We start from the raw sequence: 19,679 nt of genomic DNA, 5'->3' as shown, positions 1-19,679 counted from the left end.
CAGAGGGGCCGCACCCAAGTACCCCCGTTCGAGTGAAACAAGCCGGTCGCGGGGCACACAGGATTCCGTCCAGGAAGGGGCGTGTATCCAGGTTTCCGGTAGGCGGTCCATAGGAGAAAGTTTTTCCAAAATGTCGCCGACCGATTCCCGCGCTAGCATCGAGCAAAGGTTGTGCTGTCTGACCCTCTCTCGTGTCGAGCACAGGCGATAAGCGGGAATGGAACTTTCCGCTGGCGGCCCCGCCGTCCGTGCCGACATCTCACCCACCGCTCGGTTCGCCCCCTCGGGCCTGCGCCGGAACAAGCAAAGGCGCCAGGCGCCAGGGCACTGAACGACGGCGGCCGGAACTTCCCCAGGGAGCTCACATGGCGGGAAAGTCGTTTGAAGCGTTGCCTCCCGATCTGGGGGAATCCCCCACGGTGCGAGGCGGGGTTGCCGCCCCGCCCGCCGACGTCGAGAGGGTTCTCGCTGCGGTGCTGGCTGACGTCGTGCGCGTCGCCCAGGTATCGGTCGACAGCCACTTCTTCGACGAACTGGGCGCCGACTCGATGGTGATGGCTCAGTTCTGCGCCCGGGTCAGGAAGCATGCGGACCTGCCCTCGGTATCGATGAAGGACGTCTACCGGAACCCGACGATCCGGAGCCTGGCGACGGCGCTCACGGCCTCCCCTGCCCCCACGGCCTCCGCCGTCCCCGCTGTCCCCACGGCCTCCGCGGCCCCCACGCCCCCTGCTGCCCGCGCCGAGTCGCCGGCTCCCCCGCCGGTGGCGGTGGCTCCGACGGGCACGCCGCACTACGTCCTGTGCGGAACGCTGCAGCTACTCGCCTTCCTCGGGTACTCCTACCTCGTCGCCTATGTCGCCGCCCGGGGCTACGCGTGGATCTCCGCCGGGTCGGGCGTGGTCGACGCGTACCTGCGCGCAGTGCTGTTCGGCGCGGCGAGCTTCGGGTGTCTGTCCGCCCTTCCGATCCTGCTGAAGTGGATACTCATAGGCCGGTGGAAGCCCCGTCAGGTCCGTGTCTGGAGCCTGGCGTATGTCCGCTTCTGGATAGTCAAGACGCTGGTCCGCTCCGATCCCCTGGTCCTGTTCGCCGGGTCTCCGCTCTATGCGCTCTACCTCAAGGCGCTGGGCGCGAGGATCGGGCGGCGCGTCGTGATTCTGTCCAGGAACGTTCCCGTCTGCACGGATCTGCTCACGGTGGGCGATGGCGCGCTGATACGCAAGGACGCGTACTTCAACGGTTATCGGGCCCAGGCCGGCCTGATCCAGACCGGCCCGGTCACCCTGGGGAAGGACACGGTCGTCAGTGAGGCCACCGTGCTCGACATCGACACCTCACTGGGCGACGCGGCCCAGCTCGGACACGCCTCCTCGCTGCACAGCGGGCAGGCAGTGCCCGACGGCGAGCACTGGCACGGGTCACCGGCGCAGCGGACCGATGTGGACTACCAGGTGGTGGACGCGGCCGAGTGCGGTGCCGCGAGAAGGCTGCTCCACAGCGTCCTGCAACTGCTGACGGTGCTGCTGGTGTGCGTGCCGTTGGCGATCGGCGCCGTGGCCATCCTGCTCGCCGCGGCCCCGCAGCTGGCCGCGGCCCTGGAGCCGGGGCCCTCGGCCCTCACGAGCTGGACGTTCTACGGTGACGCCCTGGCCTTCTCGCTCGTCGTCTTCTTCGGTGCCCTCCCCGTCGGTCTCCTCCTGGTGACCACGGTTCCGCGCCTGCTGAACCGGACCATCACGCCGGGCAAGGTCTATCCCCTGTACGGCTTCCACTACGGGGTCCACCGGGCGATCACTTTCATGACCAACAGGAGGTCGCTGATGCGTTTGTTCGGCGACAGCTCCTGCATCGTCCACTACCTGCGGTGCCTGGGGTACGACCTGTCGCGGATCGAGCAGACCGGGTCGAACTTCGGCACGGAGGTGAAGCACGAGACCCCGTACCTGAGTTCCGTCGGCAGCGGCACGATGGTCGCCGACGGGCTGTCGATCAACAACGCGGACTTCTCGAACACCTCGTTCCGGGTCTCCCGGACGTCGATCGGCGCACACAACTTCCTCGGGAACCGGATCGCCTACCCCTCGCGGGGCAGGACGGGCGACAACTGCCTGCTCGCGACGAAGGTCATGGTCCCCGTCGACGGGAAGGTCCGGGAGGGCGTGGGGCTGCTGGGCTCGCCCAGCTTCGAGATTCCGCGGTCGGTCCAGCGCGACAGCAGCTTCGACGGGCTGAAGAGCGAGGAGCAGCTGCGCCACCGGCTGCCAGCCAAGAACCGGCACAACGCCACCACCATGGCGTGGTACCTGCTGGCCCGGTGGGTCTACTTCTTCCTGGTCACGCTGCTCGCCTCGGCCGCAGCCGATCTCTACGCCCCGTTCGGTGCGGCGGCGGTCGCGCTGGCCAATGTGCTCGTCGTGCTGATCACCGCCGTGTACTACGTGCTGATCGAACGCGCCGTCACGGCCTGCCATCCCACAGACCCGTTGTTCTGCTCGATCTACGACCTCCGCTTCTGGCGGCGTGAGCGCTACTGGAAGGTGCCGTCGGAGACGTACCTGCGGATGTTCGACGGGACCCCGTTCAAGAGCGTGATCTGGCGGATGCTGGGGGTCCGCATCGGCAGCAGGGTCTTCGACGACGGCTGCTATCTGACCGAGCGGACGATGGTCACCATCGGCGACGACTGCACGCTCAATGCGGGGAGCGTCGTCCAGTGCCACTCGCAGGAGGACGGCACCTTCAAGTCCGACCGCAGCACGATCGGTTCCGGCTGCACTGTCGGGGTCGGCGCCTTCGTGCACTACGGCGTGGCGATCGGCGACGGCGCGGTGCTCGCGCCCGACTCGTTCCTGATGAAGGGCGAGGTCGTCCCGCAACACGCGTGGTGGGGAGGAAATCCGGCCCGGCAGATCCGCCGGGGCGACGGCGGGGAATGGAGGTAGCTCCGATGGCAACGCCTCTGACGAACGACGTGGATTTCCGGCGCGACGAGCCCGCCGCCGGCGGGTTCGCCACGGTCCCGCGGTGGACCCGCACCCCGGTTCCGGGCACCGCGGCACACGAGTCGGTGATACCCGGCTACCTGCTGCCGGCGCTGGAACGGTGGGCACAGGAGTGGGGCGTCACGCTGCACTCGGTGCTGTTGGCCGCGCACGCCAAGGTTCTCGGTGCGCTGTCCGGTGAACGGACGGTCGCGACCGGCTACGTCGCCGTGGCGGGCGGCAATCCATTGCCCTGCCGGCTGACGACTGCGGCCGCGTCGTGGCGGACGCTGGTGCGCGACGTACATCAGGTCGCGTCCCACCTGTCGGCGCGCGAGGGCGCTCCGTCCGGTGGCCCCGGGGAAATGCCGGACCGGTCGTCCGTTCCGTCGCCCGAGACGGTGTTCGATCCGACCAATGACGGTGGAACGGGCGGTGGAGCGGGCGAGGGCACCGTGCTGCGGGTGACCGTGGTGGTGTGCCAGGACGGCCGGCACCTGCTGCGGCTGCACTACCGGACCGATGTGCTCGACGAGGCGTGTGCCGCCCGGATCGCCGGCTACCACCTCACCGCGCTCGCGCTGATCGCCGCCGATCCGGACGCGGAGCACGGCCGGCAGAGCCTGTTGTCCGCCGAGGAGCGTCACCTCCAGCTCGAAGGGCTCGCCGGGCCGCGGCGCGCGCTGCCGGACCACCGGTTCCACGAGCTGTTCGAGCAGCGGGTGCGGGCGCACCCGGACGCCGTCGCGGCCGTACACGGCGACCGGCAGTGGACCTACCAGGAGCTCAACACCCGCGCCAACCGGCTGGCCCACACGCTGCTGGCACGAGGACTGCGGCGGGAAGACGTGGTCGCGGTGGTGAGCGAACGCAATCTGGACTGGCTGACCGCCGTCCTCGCGGTCTTCAAGGCCGGAGGCGCGTACCTGCCCATCGAGCCGCACTTCCCCGCCGACCGTATGGCCACCATGCTCTCCCGTGCCTCGTGCGGGCTGGTGCTGACCGAACCCGGCAGCACCGCTCCCCTCGACCGGGCGCTGGCGTCGCTGCCCGGGATCCAGCGGCTCCTCATCGACGCCGCGTGCGAGGAGAGCGGCGACGACAGCGACCCCTGCGTCCCCGTCGCCCCGGACGACCTCGCCTACGTCATCTTCACCTCCGGTTCCACCGGCGAGCCCAAGGGCGCGATGTGTGAGCACGAGGGGATGCTCAACCACCTGTACGCCAAGATCGACGACTTGGGGATCGCCGAGGGACAGGTCGTCGCCCAGACCGCGCCGCAGTGCTTCGACATCTCGCTGTGGCAACTGCTCTCCGCGCTGCTGGCCGGCGGGCGGGTACTGCTGGTCGAGCAGGAGGCCGTCCTGGACGTCCGGCGGTTCGTCGACACGCTCGCGGACGGCGGGGTCAACGTGCTCCAGGTGGTGCCGTCCTACCTCGATGTGGTCCTGTCCTTCCTGGAACAGCACCCCCGTGAACTCCCCTCCCTGCGGTGCGTGTCGGTGACGGGCGAGGCCTTGAAGAAGGAGCTCGTCCAGCGCTGGTTCGCTGCCGCGCCCCGGATCGGTCTGGTCAATGCCTACGGTTTGACCGAGACCTCCGACGACACCAACCACGAGGTCATGGACGGGGTGCCGGACGGCGAGCGGATCCCGCTCGGCCGCCCCGTCAACAATGTGCACGTCTACCTCGTCGACGAGTACCTGTCACCGGTGCCGCTCGGCGCGCCCGGTGAGATCGTCTTCTCCGGCGTCTGCGTCGGCCGCGGGTACGTCAACGATCCCGAGCGCACCCGGATGGCGTTCACGGCGGATCCGCACCACGCGGGCAGGCGGCTCTACCGGTCCGGCGACTACGGCCGGTGGTCACCGGAGGGAAAGCTGGAGTTCCTCGGCCGCCGGGACGCCCAGGTCAAGATCCGCGGCTTCCGGATCGAGATGGGCGAGATCGAGAACGCCCTCCTCGGGGTGCCCGGAATCCGCGACGGTGCCGTCGTGGTCTCGCCACAGGGCGGCCGGGCTCAGCGGCTGGTGGCCTTCTACTCCGGTCCGCGCCCGCTGGACGTGGCCGCACTGCAGGAGCAGCTGAGCCGGTCCCTGCCCGCGTACATGGTTCCGTCGGCCTTCCACTGGCGCGAGAGCCTTCCACTGACGGACAACGGAAAGACCGACAAGAAGGCGCTGGCCGCACTCGCCGAGGAGGGCGGCACCACAGAGAAGGGGGGCATCGCCGAGGCAGGCCGCACTGCCGTGGCAGGTCGCACCACCGACGAAGGCGGCACCCCGGACGGCCGTCACCCGCCCGCCACACCTGCGGAAGAGCGGCTTGCCGCCGCATGGGCCGAGGCGCTGGGCATCCCGGAGAACCGGATCGGAGGCCGCGACAACTTCTTCGACCTGGGCGGCACCTCGCTGTCGGCCGTACGCGTCGCGATCTGCCTGGATCGTGTGGTCTCGCCCAAGGACCTCCTGCAGCACCCGGTCCTCGCCGACCTGGCCCGGCTGGTCGAGAGCCGTTCCATGACCGGCTCCGAGCCGGCGGGGGCGCTGCCCGGGGCCGGGCGGGGCGACACGGTGCAGGGCCACCGCACGGGCCGGAACCACGCCACGGGCCAGGGCCGCACCACGGTGGACGGCACCGGCCGGCCGCCCGCTGAAGCAGAGCGAAAGGACACCACGATGGCACCCTCACTCCCGACCTCGCTGCCGGACCTGGAGTCGGCATCCGGCCTCACTCCGATGCTGCAGCTCACCACCGTTGCCGACGCGGCGAGCTGGGTGGCCGAGCACCGGGACGCGCTGCGCGCCGCGGTCCTCGAACACGGTGCCGTCCTCGTCCGCGGCCTGGAGCTTCAGCACGCGGCCGAGGTGGGCGCGGTCGTGCAGCGGCTGGGCCTCGCTCCGGTGACGGAGAAGGAATCCTTCGCCCCCCGGCAGACCTACTTCGAGGGCGTCTACACCTCCTCCAAGTGGCCGCCGAACCAGCCGATGTGCCTGCACCACGAGCTGAGCTACACGCTCGAATTCCCCGGCCTGATGCTGTTCGCCTGCCTCGGCGCACCGACCGACGGCGGGGCGACCGGGGTCGCGGACTCCACTGCGGTGCTCGACGCGCTGCCGCCCGATCTGACCGAGCGGTTCGAGCGGGAGGGCTGGCTGCTCACCCGCAGCTACCACGACGAGATCGGGGCCTCCTTGCCGGAGGCGTTCGGCACCGACGACCGGGGCGCCATCGAGAGTTACTGCCGCGCCCACGCGATCGAGTGCGCATGGCAGCCCGACGGCGGACTGCGCACACGGCAGCGCCGCAGCGCGGTGGTGCGCCACCCGGTCAGCGGACGACGCTGCTGGTTCAACCAGATCGCGTTCCTCAACGAGTGGACGATGGCCCCCGAGGTCCGCGAGTACCTGATCGACGAGTACGGCGCCGACGGGCTGCCGTTCAACACCCGCTACGGCAACGGCGACCCCCTCACCGAGGACACCGTCCAGTTGCTCAACAAGGTCTACGAGGCGCACACCGTGCGCCGGCCCTGGCAGGCCGGTGACCTGCTCCTCGTCGACAACGTCCGTACCGCGCACAGCAGGGAGCCCTTCGAGGGGCCGCGAGAGGTGGTGGTGGCGATGGCCGATCCGCTGCGGCTGGCCGACTGCTCACCGACCGTCGAGGTGACCACCTCGTGAACACCATCCGCTCCAGCGCAACGGAGTCCGCCATGACCAGAACGCCGCTCACCGTGCCCCCCTTCGCGGTGATCTCAGGAGTGCAGGTCCAGACCGCCCTGCAAGGACGGGAGAAGCACATCGTGGAGGTGGTCGAGGACACCTACCGGCTGCACGGCGCCGGGGCCTCGGTGAACCCTCCGTCCGCCTTCCTCCGGTTCCCCGACCGCCGGTCCTCGCGGATGATCGCGCTGCCCGCCTCGATCGGTGGAGAGGCCCAGGTGGACGGGCTGAAGTGGATCTCCAGCTTCCCGGAGAACGTGGCGTCCGACATTCCCAGGGCCTCCGCCGTGCTGATCCTCAACGACCCCGCCACCGGCTACCCGTTCGCCTGCCTCGAGAGCTCGATCATCAGCGCCACCAGAACTGCCGCGTCGGCGGCCTCGGCGGCCGACTGGCTCAGCCGCGGCCGCCCGCGCCCGCTGCGCGTCGGGTTCTTCGGGGCGGGCCTGATCGCCCGCTACATCCATACGTTCCTGGAAGGCACCGGCTGGTCGTTCGACGAGATCGGCGTGCACGACCTGTCCGCCGACAGCGCGGCCGGCTTCCGCCTGTACCTGGAGCAGACCGGCACCGCAGGCCGGATCACCGTGCACCACAGCGCCGAGGAACTGATCCGCCTCAGCGATCTGGTGGTCTTTGCCACCGTGGCCGGCCGGCCGCACGTCCACGACCCCTCGTGGTTCGCGCACAACCCGGTGGTCCTGCATGTGTCGCTGCGCGACCTCGCGCCGGAGATCCTGCTGGCCTCGACGAATATCGTCGATGACGTCGAGCACTGCCTCACCGCCGACACCTCCCCGCATCTGGCCGAACGGCTCACGGGCAACCGGGAATTCCTGCACGGCACGTTGGACGACGTGATGAACGGGCGGGTGACGCTGCCGGCGGACCGGCCCGCGGTCTTCTCACCGTTCGGCCTCGGCGTGCTCGATCTCGCGGTCGGCAAGTACGTCTACGACGAGGTGGTCCGCTCCGGCCAACTGCAGGTCGTCGACAACTTCTTCCACGAACTGTGCCGGTACGGATGAGAGCGGCACCGGCGCAATGAGGAGCCCGCCCTAGTCGGATGGATATCCGAAGGTGCTCTGCCTCCAGAGGAGGGACCCATCATGCCAGTCATATCCGTTCCCTACGCCTTCAACGAGGAAGAACTCTATGTCGACCTCGAGGCGATCTTCGGGCAGTCCCTGTTCCTCAAGTGCGAGGGCCTCAACTTCGCCGGCTCGATCAAGCTGAAGGCGGCGACCGAGATGGTGGAGGCGGCCGAGCGGGAGGGTGTCCTGACTCCCGATTCGGTCCTGGTCGAGTCCTCGTCCGGAAACCTCGGCGTGGCACTGAGCATGATCGCGGCGAGCAAGGGCTACCGGTTTCTGTGCGTGACGGACTCCCGCTGCAACCTGTCGACCAGGCTGATGATGGAGGCCTTGGGCAGCCAGGTGCACGTCGTCGCCGCCGACGGCTCCGGCAGCGGCCTCCTCGGTGCACGGCTCGACTACGTCCGGGATCTGTGCGCCTCCGACGACCGCTGGGTGTGGCTCAGCCAGTACACCAATCCGGGTAACTGGCAGGCGCACTACCGCACGACGGCACCGGCGATCGCCCGCTGGTTCCCCCATCTGGATGTGCTGTTCATCGGAGCAGGCACCACCGGAACCCTGATGGGCTGTGCGCGCTACTTCCGGCAGTGGCACCGGCCGGTGCAGATCGTCGCGGTGGACAGTGTCGGTTCGGTGACCTTCGGCGGCGCACCGGGACGCCGTATGATCCCCGGCCTGGGCATGAGCGTCCCTCCCCCGCTGCTCGACGAGTCCTTCGTGGACGAGGCGGTACGCGTGGCGGAGGCGGACACCGTCCGTGCCTGCCACCAACTGGCCCGGCACGGTTTCCTCTTCGGCGGCTCGACCGGCACGGTCGTCAGCGGCGCGATGGACTGGCTGTCCCGGCACGACACGCGCGGGCTCACCGCGGTGGCCATCGCCCCGGACCTCGGCGAGCGCTACCTCGACACCATCTACCAGGCCAACTGGGTGCAGGACCTGTACGGCGAGGACATGCTCGGCTCCGACGGTGCCTCCGCCGAAGCCGCACCGCCGGCCGAATCCCAGAAGATCCGCCCCGCACCGCCGAGGCGCGGAGAGGACCCGTATCCGCACCACCAGCGCAAGGAGCAGGCGGGCGACATCTAGGCCGGGGACCGGGCCCGGGCACCGGATAGGTCCGGTCCGGGCACTCCGGAAGCCGGTCGCGGTAGTTGGCACGGATCCGGTCGGCCGGTACAGCCTGGTCGGCCGGATCCGTGCTGTCTCGCGGCGCGGCTGGCCGGCTCTCCTGCTGCTCCACGGGCGGCGGTTGCCCTCTTGAGCGGCATGAATGCGCCGCGGGCGGCATCGGTCCGGCCCCGGGCCCGCCTCGGACCGGAACCCGCCCCAAAAGCCATCTGTTTGCTTTAATCCGCATCGACCCGTACCCTGAAGCTAACGCAAACAAATTGCGTTAACTTCCCTTCGTGGCGCTGCTTCACCTCTGCAGTGCAGAGCTGCACTACAGCACTGCGCCGACTGATTGACCGACCGACCGGCACACATACGCCAAGGACATGCCATGACATCCGTCGAACTCACCGCCGGGGAAGTCGCCCGATGGGCGCTCCACGCCGGACTCCCGCTGCCGGACGAGCGCCATACCGACGTGGCCGCCACCGCGAACCACATCCACAGCGTCATCCGCACCCTGCGCGAGCTGGACTTCGGAGAGACGCCGCCCGCTGCCACCTACTTCGTCGGCGAGGAGGCGGCCAATGGAGCTCTTTGAGCTGACACTTGCCGAGGCGGCCGCTGCCGTGGAGGAGAGAAGCCTCTCCCCGGTGGAGCTGACCGAGTCTGTGCTCGGTCGGATCGACGCCGTGGAAGAACGGCTGCAGGCCTATGTCACCCTGGCCGGCGAGGCGGCCCGCGACGCGGCCGCGCGAGCGGAAAGCGAGATCGCCGCGGGCGGGTATCGCGGTCCTCTGCACGGCATACCCTTCGGACTGAAGGACATGATCGATGCTGCCGGGATGCCGACCACGGCCAGCTCCCGGGTCAGGGCGGACCACCTCGCGCAGTCGGACAGCGCCGTGGCCGGACGCCTGTCCGCAGCGGGCGGGGTCCTGATCGGGAAGACGCATACACATGAGTTCGCTTACGGGCTGACGACGCCTCAGACGCGCAACGCCTGGGCCCAGGACCGGGTTGCGGGCGGATCGAGCGGCGGTTCTGCGGTGGCGGTGGCAGCAGGGGCCGCCACCTTTGCCCTCGGGACGGACACCGGCGGTTCGATCCGCGTGCCCGCGGCACTCAACGGGATGGTCGGCCTCAAACCGACCTACGGTCTCGTCCCCCGGCACGGCGTGGTCGCCTTGTCCTGGTCGCTGGACCATGTCGGCCCCCTCACCCGCACCGTGCGGGACGCGGCGCTCGTACTCTCCGCGCTGGTGGGCCACTCTCCCCAGGACCCGGCGAGTCTCCGCACGGCGCCGACCGCCTACCCGCTGCCCCCGGGCGAGGGTGACCTGACGGGCCTGCGCGTCGGAATACCGGTCAATTACTACTTCGACCGTGTGGCCCCCGAAGTCGAAGCCGCCGTGCGTAAGGCCCACACACAGCTGGCGGACATGGGGGCCGAACTCGTCGAGGTCGAGATCCCGATGACGCGTTACGTTCAGGCGACCCAGTGGGGTCTGATGGTCCCCGAGGCGACCGCCTCCCACGAACGAACGCTGCGGTCGGTCCCCGAGCTGTACGCACCGGACGTGCGGATCCTCCTGGAGGCCGGCGAACTGGTCTCAGCGGGCGACTACCTGCGGGCCCAGCGCTCCCGCACCCTCATGCGCCAGGCATGGATGAGCATGTTCGACCGGATCGATGTACTCGCGGCGCCCACGGTGCCGATGACCGCCACGAAAGCAGACCAGCCCTCCGTCTCCTGGCCGGACGGCACCACGGAAAGCGTCTCCGATGCCTATGTCCGTCTCAGCGCCCCGGCGAACATCACCGGGCTGCCGTCCCTGAGCCTGCCGGTCGGCCGCGACCATGCGGGCCTGCCCATCGGCATGCAGCTGGTCGGACGGCCGCTGGGTGAAGCAGCGGTGCTGCGCACCGGGCACGCGTACGAGACCGCCCATCCATGGACGATGCCGCCGGCATGAGTGCGAGCGATGGCCGTCGTTGCGGGTCGGCACGCCGTGCCCGTACGTGATCACCAACAGGCCGGGGCCGCCGACGTTACTGTTCCCGATGACGGGCATGACGGGCATGACGGGCGTGACGGGCATGACGTGACGAGGAGAGCCGCTGATGGAGTTCCTGGTCGACATGGTGACCACCGTTCCGGAGGGCACGTCCGAGGAGGCCGTGGCGGAGATCCGGGCCCGGGAGGCGGGACGGTCGCGGGAATTGGCCGCGCAGGGAAGCCTGCTACGGCTGTGGCGGCCGCCGCTCGCCCCCGATGAATGGCGCACCTGGGGGCTTTTCCGCGCAGACGACGCGGAGCAGTTGGAGCAGCTGCTCGCGTCGATGCCGCTGCGGGTGTGGCGGCACGACACGGTGACGCCGCTGTCCCCGCATCCGAATGACCCGGGCCGTTGAGCGGCAGCCAGGTCAGTTCCGGAACGGCGGCCTCGGCGGCGCGTCTGCGGCGGGCAACCAGGCGGCGCCGTCATCGAGTCCGAGGGGGCTTACCGGGTCTCGCCCCCTCACGATCCCGGCCCGGTCTGCGCGGACCGCTGCCGTGCAGCCCCCTCCCGCAGGAGAGCCCTGATGAACAGCACACAAGACACCGAAGCCATCCTGAGCGACGTGCTCGACCGGTGGAAGGCAGCCGTCGACGCACATGAACCGAGGCGGGCCGCCTCCCACTTCACCGAGGACGCGATCTTCCAAGGGCTGCACCCCTACAGCGTCGGGCGGCAGGGCATCACCGAGTACTACGCATCGCAGCCCCTCGGGATGACCGCCGAGTACCGGATTCTCGAAACCAGGCATCCCGCCGACGACCTCGTACTCGGCTATCTGAGCGTGGACTTCTCGTTCACCGACAGGCCTACGATCGCCGTGAACCTCACCGTGCTGCTACAGCAAACGGAGCACGACTGGTACATCAGCCACTACCACGTCTCCCGCCGCAATTAGGCCGCTTCGTTTTCGTTCGGACCGGCATGGCTCCGTACCGGAGAATGCATCGCGGACGCAGGCATCCGAACGGCACCGCCAACGTGGTTGGTCACCTCATGGGAGGCCCGGAGGCGCCCGGGGCGCAAAAGGCCACGGGGCGGCGCCGGGAGGAGTCTGCCGTGCGCCTCCTCTGGCCGGGTGAAGTCGGCAAGGAACCGTGTCCGCCCCGGCGCCGGTGCCGTTTGTGAAAGCGTGATCTCCACTCGACGCATGTATGCAGCACTCGTCCTGACCGCCGGCGCCTCGGGCCTTGCGATGTCGTCCGCCTCGGCCGCGCCCGCGGCCCCGTCCGCCCCGCCGACCGCGCAGGGCATCTCCGTGCTCAGCACACTCGACAGCCTCGGTGTCGCGCCCGTACCCGCCAAATACCAGGGCCAGATGCCCACGGTCACCGGGCAGCTCACCGGCCTTCAGCACCTCCATGAGCTCGGTCAGCTGCACCAGGTGACCGACCTGGCCGCCCCGGTAGCGGGCCTGCTGCCCGTCGTCGCCTAGCCCCGTTCCCTACGGTTCGCGGCCGAAGCGGGAAGGGGCCGAGGCCGCGAACCTGCGAACCTGCGAACCACCGGGGTCAAGGCACCGCACCGCAGCTGATTCAATGGTCGCCGAGGTGAGAGACATGGTGTCGACCGACCGGCTGCTTGCGTTCGCGGCGATGTCGTTGCTGGTGATTGCGATCCCGGGGCCCAGCGTGCTCTTCGTGATCGGCCGGGCTCTGGCGCACGGCCGCCGCACAGCGCTGGCCACGGTACTGGGCAATGTGCTGGGCTCGTATCTGCTGGTGGCCGCGGTGGCGCTCGGCCTCGGTTCGTTGGTCGAGCAGTCCGCAGCTGTCTTCCTCGCCGTGAAGCTGGCCGGTGCGGCCTACCTCGTCTTCCTCGGAGTCCAGGCGTTCCGGCACCGCAAGGAGATGAAGATGGGTGCCGTGGACGCGCCCGCGCAGCCCGCCCGCGGCGACCTGCGAACGATCGCCGACGGCCTCCTGGTCGGCGTCACCAACCCGAAGGGCATCGTGTTCTTCGCCGCTGTGCTTCCCCAGTTCGTGGACCACGCGGCGGGCGGGCTGCCCGCCCAGATGCTCGTCCTGGGCCTGGTGCCGATCAGCATCGGCCTGATCACGGACACGGTATGGGGGCTCACGGCCTCGGCGGCCCGTACCTGGTTCGCGCGCTCCGAACGCCGGCTGTCGATGATCGGTGGCGCGGGCGGCTTCGCCATGATCGGTCTGGGCGTGACGGTGGCGGCCACCGGCCGCGCGGACTGACCGCGCCCGACCGGCACCCGAGCTGTTCCGACCGGACGGCCGGCCTACCTGCCTGCTTGCCCACTGCGTCGTCGAGGCCCGGGGATGCCGCGCGCCGGATGGTGCGCCGGTGCTGGGGCAGGCGCGTCCGCTTCCCTTCTCCTCCGGTGGCAGAGCCGGGGCCGTGATGCGCTCCGGCCCGTAGTGGATGCGCTCCGGCCGGTCACAGGTGCGCTCTGGCCCGTCGTCGCTCACTCCCGTTTCGGACGTCACCCCGGCGCACGGTGCACCCGGGCGAGCAGCAGAACCGTGTCGTCGGCCGGGGAACTCGGCAGGAGGCGGGCGAGAATGCGGTCCGCCGCGTCTTCCAACGAGGCGGAGATCCGGCCCAGTTCCGTGCGGAGGGTGTCCAGGCCCTCGTCGATGTCGTGGCCTCGTGACTCGATGAGGCCGTCGGTGTAGAGCACGAGGGTGGCGGCGTCGGGCAGTTCGATCTCCGTCGTCCGGAAGGGGCAGCCGCCGACGCCGAGCGGCACTCCGAGCACGTCGTCGATGAGCTGGATCCGGCCGTCCGGGTGGCGGACCAGCGGCGGAGGGTGGCCGGCGCTGGCGATCCGGGTGCCTCCGGTGGCGGGGTCGTAGCGGATGTAGAGGCAGGTCGCGAGCTCGATGCCGGACTCTTCGGCGCACTGGTCGAGTTCGGTGAGCAGCCCGTCCGGTTCCTGGTCGTGCCGGGCCAGCGCCTTGGCGGCGATACGCAGCCTGCCCATCGCCGCGGCGGCCGACACCCCGTGTCCCATGACGTCACCGACGACCAGGGCAACCCGGCCACCGGGCAGGGGGATCACGTCGTACCAGTCGCCGCCGACCTCGGTGACGCGGCTGCCGGGCAGGTACCGGTGCGCGATGTGCAGGTACGGGCCGGTATCCAAGGTGGTGGGGAGCAGGGCCCGTTGGAGGGTGAGCGCGATGTTTCTCTCCCGGTTGTAGAGCCGCGCGTTGTCCAGGCACAGCGCCGCCCGGGAAGCGAGCTCACCGGCCAGGCTGAGGTCCTGTTCGGTGAAGGCCGGTCTGGCCGCCGACCGGCCGAAGACCGCGATCCCCTGGACCGTTGCCCGGGCGATGAGCGGAGCGAGGAGGAGGCAGGCCAGACCGCTGTCGGCCATCAGCCGGGCGCGGGTTTCGTTCAGCATGGTGCGGACCATGAACTCCTGGTCCACCGCTACGCACAGGGGACGGCCGGTCCGCAGCATCTGATGGATCGCGGAGCCCGGCGGGTAGTGCACGACGTCCACCCCGCCCACCAGTTCCGTCGCGGGCGGAGGAAGGACGGTGCCGTAGGCGATGCGGTGGGTGTCCACCGGCAGGGCGGGGTCGAACGCCGCGTGCTCGTCGCCCCACTCCACGAGCTCCACGACGGCCGCGTCGGAGAAGTCCGGGACCGCGGCTTCGACCAGTTCCTGGGCCGTGACCTGCACATCCAGGGTGGTGCCGATCCGGGCGGAGGCACGGTTCAGCAGTGCCAGCCGCTGACGGGTGGCGCTGGCCTCCACGATGGCCTGCTCGCGGTCGGTCACATCGACCAGCAGGCCGCCCACCCCCTGGTGGGTGCCGACGGCCTGGGTGAGCGGGAAGAAACTCACCGACAGGACCTTGTCCCGGTCCGGGTGGCCCCGGGTGCGCATCCCCACCCGCACGCCCGTGACGGGTTTGCCCTCCGCGGCGACGGCGCGCAGCATGCGCTCGTACTCACCGCCGTCCGAGGTGATCATGATCTCGGCGAGGCGGCGTCCGAGATGCTCCTCGATGGGCAGTCCGTTCATGTCGGCGAGTGCCTGGTTGACGTGCAGGTAGCGCAGTTCCGCGTCGAACATGGCCAGGCCTATGGGGCAGGTCTCGAAGAGGGCGTCGAGGAAGGCGAGGTTGGTCTTCACCCGGTCCAGCTCGTCGCCGCGGCTCGCCAGCGCCATGATCACCGAACGTCCCGCGGCGCCGGTCACCGGGAAGACGCGGAACCCGCAGTCGAGAACCGTGCCGTCCTGATGCGTGGCGTGCAGGCGGCCACGCCAGTACCCCAGGGTCCGGCCCCGCTCCGCCATGCGGGCGCAGTCGTCGGGCCCTCCCCCGGGCGGCCCGGGGAGGAGGAGGGCGCCGGGCTTCGTCAGCGCCTCGGCCGCGTGGTAGCCGAAGAGATCCCGGGCGCCCGGGCCCCAGTAGCAGATCCGGTTGTCGTCGTCGAGGCCGAACACGGCGACGGCGACATGCTGCAGCAGCGAACCGGGCTCGGACCAGAGCGGACCACGAGCCCTCGCGTCGCTCGGCCGATCTGCTGGCACCGGCTTTCCCTTCCACCCGCCGCGCACGGTGGCGGGCCGCCCGCCGGACGGCAGAGCGGCTCTCTTCATTCTGCGCTTGTCGCTCAGGCGCGGACACTCCGGCGAGGGGTGCCGGGTTCCAGCGAGACACCGGCCAAGAGCTGCCGGTCCTCGCCTAAGCGCTGCCGGTCCTCGTCGGCGGGGAGCGCCGCGGGCCCGGGACCGACGGCGGCAGGACGAGTTCGGCGACGGCTCCGCCGTCCGGCGCGTTGGAGAACCGCAGCGTGGCGCCGAGGACCCGGGCCTGTCCCATGGCGATGGTCAGGCCGAGGCCGTGTCCGGTCTTCCGGCCGCTTCCGGACCGGCTCCGGAACCGCTGGGGGCCGTGGTCGAGGAGGTGGCCGGGGTAGCCGTCCCCGTGGTCCCGCACGGTGATGACGCGGCCGTCGACGGTCAGCAGCACCGGCGGGCGGCCGTGCCCGTGGGCGTTGGAGACGAGGTTCCCCAGCACGCGCTGGAGCCTTCGCTGATCGGTCTCCACCCGGGTGTCCCGCTCGGCACGGACCTCGGCCTGCAGCCCGGTGGCCAGCACCGCGCGCTCGGCCAGCGGTCCCAGTTGATGCACCTCGATATCGGCCTGCTCCACCTCCGCGTCGAGGCGGGAGATCTCCAGCAGGTCCTCGGTCAGCCGTCTCATGGTCCGGATCCGGTCCCGCACCAGCTCGGCCGGGCGGCCGGGGGGCAGCAGCTCCGCCGCCAGGTGCAGGCCGGTCAGCGGGGTGCGCAGCTCGTGAGCCACATCGGCGGTGAAGCGCTGCTCGCTGTGCAGCTTGCTCTGCAGTGTCGCGGCCATCGCGTCGAGGGCGGCCGCCACGGCGGCGGTCTCGTCCTGGGCGGAGGGGGCGCACTGGACGCGGGGGTCGTCCACCCGGGCGTCGAGATCGCCGGTGCTGATCCTGCGGGCCACCTGGGCGGTGTGGTGCAGCCGACGGGTGATACGGGAGACGCCGAACAGTCCGACGGCGAGGGTGAGGGCGATCGCGAAGGCCGAGGAGCCGACGATGGTCCGGTCCAGTCCGCGGATCGCGGCGGCTCGCCGGCTGTAGTCGAGATGGACGGCCAGCGCCTTGCCGTCGGCGGGGGTGACGGCCCACATCGCCGGGCGGCCCTGGTGGTCGGCGAGCTGGGTACCGCGCTCGCCCCGCAGGGCCATGGCGCGGAGCGGGGCGGGGAGGTCCGCGGGGTCCACCGCGGCGTCGCGGCCGAGGGGTTCCCCGGCGGCGTACGCCTCGGCGACGGAGTCCAGCTGCGACAGCGCCGTGCTGCGGGCCTGGCTCTCGGCCTGCCGGCAGACCAGGACGTGCACCAGGACCCCGACGACCGTCGCGAGGACGCAGCACATGACGATGACGAAGGCGGCGAACTTCCCGTGGAGCGTCATCGTCCAGGCGGGCAGGCGCAGCCGCTTCCGGGGCCGGCCGGCGCTCATGGTGTGCGCTCCGGGGCGGGGGTGGCGGAGTGCGCCTGGTCGAATTCCATCGACCGCAGGGCCATGGTCCGCGTCCGCGAGTCCCATGCGTAGACCGTGCGGGTGTCGTAGCCGGGCGTGCCGGCGGGCTCCCGCAGGATCAGATCGCCGTTCGCGATCTCCACCGACAGCGGTGTCGCGCCGGCGTCCATGATCCGGGTGACCTGCCCGTGGTCGAGCGTGAAGACCCACAGTGCCAGGGAGTGGTCCGGCGCCTCGATACCGACGATGAGTTCGTCCTTGCCGTCCCCCGTCAGATCCCGGTACTGGGGCTTTCGCACCGGACAGTGCGCCGGCTCCCGGGCGCAGGCCTTGATCTTCCGCGTGGTGGCGGAGTCGAACTGCGGCCCGCCGCCGAGCGCGGAACCCGCGGCGGTCTGTGCCTTGACGACGGTGAACAGGTCCGCCTTGCGGATGTCCCCGGACGGCACGGGCGGCACTCCGGGAACGGCCGCGGGAAGGTTCTCCCCCCTTCCGCGCTCGGGCTGTGGCGCGGGCTTCCGCTCGGGCCACAGCCGCACCGGGGCGGAGGCGGCCGACGTGTGGCCGGCGCTCAGCGGCTCACCCCTCTGCGCACAGCTGCTCAACATCACGACCAGGCCCGCCGCCGCGAGAGCGGACGACGCCATCCGCAGAAGCCCGGGGGGCGACAAGGAAGGGTGAGGAGGCACATCTTTTCCCGTCGTGGTGCACGCTGAGCCTCTTGGATCATAAGGCGCGTGACGCACGGGCGGGACGGGTGCGACCGGGGAACGTTCGGCGGTGGGCGGTGCGGCCGGTGGGACTGTACGGCCGTTGGGCCGGTGGGGCCCGTGAGTCCCGTGGGGCCGGGCCGCAGGAACCAGGCACCGCGCCCGGCCGCCCCCGGCCCTGCGGGCTCAGCCTCCCCAGCCCTCGCGGGCTCAGCCGGCCGGCACCGTAGCGGCGGCCCGCTTCTCCATGGGGCCCGACCAGGTGCGGCGCGGAGGGCGGCCGACGAACTTCCCGAAGACCAGCGCCGCCGCGGTGGCCGCGAGCACACCGGGCACCATCTCGTAGATGCCCGAGCGGAGCGGCCCGAGGAGCGGGTCGATCTGCTTCCACATGACGACGGTGACCGCACCCGTCACGATGCCGGCCATCGCCCCGGCCCGGGTCATACGCGGCCAGTAGAGCGACAGCAGGATGACCGGGCCGAAGGCGGCGCCGAAGCCCGCCCAGGCGTAGGCGACGATATCCAGTACGGCACCGCCGCTGAGTGCGATGACGTAGGCCACCAGCGCCACGGCCACGACCGTCACACGAGCCGCCAGTACCATCGACGCGTCCGAGGCCCGCCGCTTGACGAAGGCCCGGTAGAAGTCCTCGGTGAGGGCCATCGCCGAGACCAACAGCTGGCTGTCCGCGGTGGACTTGATCGCGGCGAGCACGGCGACCAGCAGGATGCCGGCGACCCACGGATTGACCAACTGGGCGCAGAGCTCGATGAAGACGGTCTCAGGGTTGTCCAGCGGCTGGTTGAGGGCCGCGATCCCGACCAGGCCCACGAGCGAGGCACCCGCCAGACAGACGACCACCCAGCCCACACCGATACGGCGGGCCAACGGGATGTCACGGGTGCTGCGGATGCTCATGAAGCGGGCCAGGATGTGCGGCTGCCCGAAATAGCCCAGACCCCAGGCGAGCAGGGAGATGACGGCCACCGCGCCCAGCGGCTCACCGGACGTCCACCGGGCGCCGTCGAAGTGGGCCTTGGCGCCCATGTCCAGCAGGGACGGCGTCTTGTGGGCGAGCAGCCTGTGCATCGCGCCGAATCCCCCGAGCAGCCCGATACCGATCACGGGGAGCGCGACGGCCGCGCAGAACATCACCGTGGCCTGTACCGAGTGCGTCACACTCACCGCGCGGAAGCCGCCCAGGACGGTGTAGACGACGATCACCACGGCGAAGACGGTGAGCGCGAATTCGAAACCGCCACCGAAGATTTCCTCGAACAGCACTCCCCCGGCCAGGAGGCCGCTGGCCACGTAGACGGTGAAGAAGACGACGATGACGGTTGCCGAGACCAGACGCAGCATCCTGCTGCCGTCCTCGAACCGCTCCTCCAGGTACGCCGACAGCGTCTTGGCGTCGCCGGCCAGCTCGGTGTAGGTACGCAACCGCGGTGCGACCAGGCGCCAGTTGAGATACGTACCGACGGCCAGGCCGACGGCAATCCACGAGGCGCCGATCCCGGCCGCGTATACGGCCCCGGGCAGACCCAGGAACAGCCAGCCGGACATATCACTGGCGCCCGCGGACAGGGCCGCCAGTGGTGCACTCAACCGGCGCCCGCCCAGCGCGAAGTCGGAGAACGTCAGCGTGTCCTGGTACGTCCAGATACCCACGGTCACCATGGCGAGCAGGAATATTCCAAATACGATCATGACCGGTACGATCAGGGGTGTCACCACTGCTCCTCGGTGCAGGCGCTGCCAGGTATCGCGGGCCCGGAGGGCATCCCTCCACGAGCTTCCGGACGGGAAGGCTCCGGCGCGAGCTGACAATACGGAGCAGTCATCGGGAGCGGCACCCCTTGGGACGGATGTCCCTTGCAATCAAAGGCCCCCACAGACCTGAGGCGGCCCGGCCACCGGAGCCAAACCCGGGCACCCCTGCCCACAACACACCAAACCCGTCAGCTGCCCATGAGCCC

Annotated in this window: 14 protein-coding genes; 10 read left to right on the top strand and 4 right to left on the bottom strand. The window is 70.3% G+C overall.

Annotated features, from left to right (window positions below; genetic code table 11):
- The first annotated feature begins 365 nt into the window (after nucleotides 1-365).
- From ABR737_RS43065 to ABR737_RS43020, 10 genes are all read left to right on the top strand, one after another.
- Nucleotides 366-2,945 (top strand): Pls/PosA family non-ribosomal peptide synthetase, encoded by a 2,580-nt coding sequence (locus ABR737_RS43065; RefSeq protein WP_350256593.1) that lies wholly within the window; start codon nucleotides 366-368, stop codon nucleotides 2,943-2,945.
- A gap of 5 nt (nucleotides 2,946-2,950) precedes the next feature.
- Nucleotides 2,951-6,667 carry a non-ribosomal peptide synthetase gene (locus ABR737_RS43060; RefSeq protein WP_350256592.1) on the top strand — a complete coding sequence of 1,239 codons (3,717 nt, stop codon included), beginning with the start codon at nucleotides 2,951-2,953 and terminating at the stop codon, nucleotides 6,665-6,667.
- Nucleotides 6,668-6,699: 32 nt separating this feature from the next.
- A complete protein-coding gene (gene sbnB / locus ABR737_RS43055) occupies nucleotides 6,700-7,737 on the top strand; it encodes a 2,3-diaminopropionate biosynthesis protein SbnB (protein WP_350256591.1) in 1,038 nt (345 codons plus the stop codon).
- Between the two features lie 81 nt (nucleotides 7,738-7,818).
- Nucleotides 7,819-8,895, top strand: coding sequence for a 2,3-diaminopropionate biosynthesis protein SbnA (gene sbnA, locus ABR737_RS43050; RefSeq protein WP_350256590.1), 1,077 nt, complete (start codon nucleotides 7,819-7,821; stop codon nucleotides 8,893-8,895).
- A 415-nt stretch (nucleotides 8,896-9,310) separates the two neighbouring features.
- Nucleotides 9,311-9,520 (top strand): hypothetical protein, encoded by a 210-nt coding sequence (locus ABR737_RS43045; protein ID WP_350256589.1) that lies wholly within the window; start codon nucleotides 9,311-9,313, stop codon nucleotides 9,518-9,520.
- Nucleotides 9,507-10,895, top strand: coding sequence for an amidase (locus ABR737_RS43040; protein WP_350256588.1), 1,389 nt, complete (start codon nucleotides 9,507-9,509; stop codon nucleotides 10,893-10,895). Before ABR737_RS43045 ends, ABR737_RS43040 begins: the two co-directional genes overlap by 14 nt.
- 148 nt (nucleotides 10,896-11,043) lie before the next feature.
- Nucleotides 11,044-11,334, top strand: a complete 291-nt coding sequence (locus tag ABR737_RS43035) for a muconolactone Delta-isomerase family protein (RefSeq protein WP_350256587.1) — start codon at nucleotides 11,044-11,046, stop codon at nucleotides 11,332-11,334.
- Nucleotides 11,335-11,505: 171 nt separating this feature from the next.
- Entirely contained in the window at nucleotides 11,506-11,877 is a 372-nt protein-coding gene (locus ABR737_RS43030; protein WP_350256586.1) for a YybH family protein, read from the top strand.
- A 252-nt stretch (nucleotides 11,878-12,129) separates the two neighbouring features.
- A complete protein-coding gene (locus ABR737_RS43025) occupies nucleotides 12,130-12,414 on the top strand; it encodes a hypothetical protein (RefSeq protein ID WP_350256585.1) in 285 nt (94 codons plus the stop codon).
- Nucleotides 12,415-12,538: 124 nt separating this feature from the next.
- Nucleotides 12,539-13,183 (top strand): LysE family translocator, encoded by a 645-nt coding sequence (locus tag ABR737_RS43020; RefSeq protein ID WP_350256584.1) that lies wholly within the window; start codon nucleotides 12,539-12,541, stop codon nucleotides 13,181-13,183.
- A 248-nt stretch (nucleotides 13,184-13,431) separates the two neighbouring features.
- Here ABR737_RS43020 and ABR737_RS43015 read toward each other — a convergent pair whose 3' ends face one another.
- The 4 genes from ABR737_RS43015 to putP form a co-directional block, all read right to left on the bottom strand.
- Nucleotides 13,432-15,498 carry a SpoIIE family protein phosphatase gene (locus ABR737_RS43015; RefSeq protein WP_350256583.1) on the bottom strand — a complete coding sequence of 689 codons (2,067 nt, stop codon included), beginning with the start codon at nucleotides 15,496-15,498 and terminating at the stop codon, nucleotides 13,432-13,434.
- A 154-nt stretch (nucleotides 15,499-15,652) separates the two neighbouring features.
- Nucleotides 15,653-16,966, bottom strand: a complete 1,314-nt coding sequence (locus tag ABR737_RS43010; RefSeq protein WP_350256582.1) for a sensor histidine kinase — start codon at nucleotides 16,964-16,966, stop codon at nucleotides 15,653-15,655.
- The gene (locus ABR737_RS43005) at nucleotides 16,963-17,634 is read right to left on the bottom strand and encodes a hypothetical protein (RefSeq protein WP_350256581.1); all 672 of its coding nucleotides are present in this window, start codon (nucleotides 17,632-17,634) and stop codon (nucleotides 16,963-16,965) included. The genes ABR737_RS43010 and ABR737_RS43005 overlap by 4 nt, the downstream gene beginning before the upstream one ends.
- A 273-nt stretch (nucleotides 17,635-17,907) precedes the next feature.
- Complete coding sequence (putP, locus tag ABR737_RS43000; protein WP_350256580.1) at nucleotides 17,908-19,410, bottom strand: sodium/proline symporter PutP; 1,503 nt, start codon at nucleotides 19,408-19,410, stop codon at nucleotides 17,908-17,910.
- Nucleotides 19,411-19,679 lie beyond the last annotated feature (269 nt).

The organism is Streptomyces sp. Edi2 (assembly GCF_040253635.1).
Lineage (GTDB): Bacteria > Actinomycetota > Actinomycetes > Streptomycetales > Streptomycetaceae > Streptomyces.
This window is presented reverse-complemented; position numbering and strand designations above follow the sequence as displayed.

What these genes read in the sequence shown, in the direction of transcription:
- ABR737_RS43020 (WP_350256584.1), top strand. Translation starts at nt 12,539, where the DNA reads ATGGTGTCGACCGACCGGCTGCTTGCGTTCGCGGCGATGTCGTTGCTG.
- ABR737_RS43065 (WP_350256593.1), top strand. Translation starts at nt 366, where the DNA reads ATGGCGGGAAAGTCGTTTGAAGCGTTGCCTCCCGATCTGGGGGAATCC.
- putP (WP_350256580.1), bottom strand. Translation starts at nt 19,410, where the DNA reads ATGATCGTATTTGGAATATTCCTGCTCGCCATGGTGACCGTGGGTATC.
- ABR737_RS43040 (WP_350256588.1), top strand. Translation starts at nt 9,507, where the DNA reads ATGGAGCTCTTTGAGCTGACACTTGCCGAGGCGGCCGCTGCCGTGGAG.
- ABR737_RS43005 (WP_350256581.1), bottom strand. Translation starts at nt 17,634, where the DNA reads ATGGCGTCGTCCGCTCTCGCGGCGGCGGGCCTGGTCGTGATGTTGAGC.
- ABR737_RS43035 (WP_350256587.1), top strand. Translation starts at nt 11,044, where the DNA reads ATGGAGTTCCTGGTCGACATGGTGACCACCGTTCCGGAGGGCACGTCC.
- sbnA (WP_350256590.1), top strand. Translation starts at nt 7,819, where the DNA reads ATGCCAGTCATATCCGTTCCCTACGCCTTCAACGAGGAAGAACTCTAT.
- ABR737_RS43010 (WP_350256582.1), bottom strand. Translation starts at nt 16,966, where the DNA reads ATGAGCGCCGGCCGGCCCCGGAAGCGGCTGCGCCTGCCCGCCTGGACG.
- ABR737_RS43030 (WP_350256586.1), top strand. Translation starts at nt 11,506, where the DNA reads ATGAACAGCACACAAGACACCGAAGCCATCCTGAGCGACGTGCTCGAC.
- sbnB (WP_350256591.1), top strand. Translation starts at nt 6,700, where the DNA reads ATGACCAGAACGCCGCTCACCGTGCCCCCCTTCGCGGTGATCTCAGGA.
- ABR737_RS43060 (WP_350256592.1), top strand. Translation starts at nt 2,951, where the DNA reads ATGGCAACGCCTCTGACGAACGACGTGGATTTCCGGCGCGACGAGCCC.
- ABR737_RS43045 (WP_350256589.1), top strand. Translation starts at nt 9,311, where the DNA reads ATGACATCCGTCGAACTCACCGCCGGGGAAGTCGCCCGATGGGCGCTC.
- ABR737_RS43025 (WP_350256585.1), top strand. Translation starts at nt 12,130, where the DNA reads ATGTATGCAGCACTCGTCCTGACCGCCGGCGCCTCGGGCCTTGCGATG.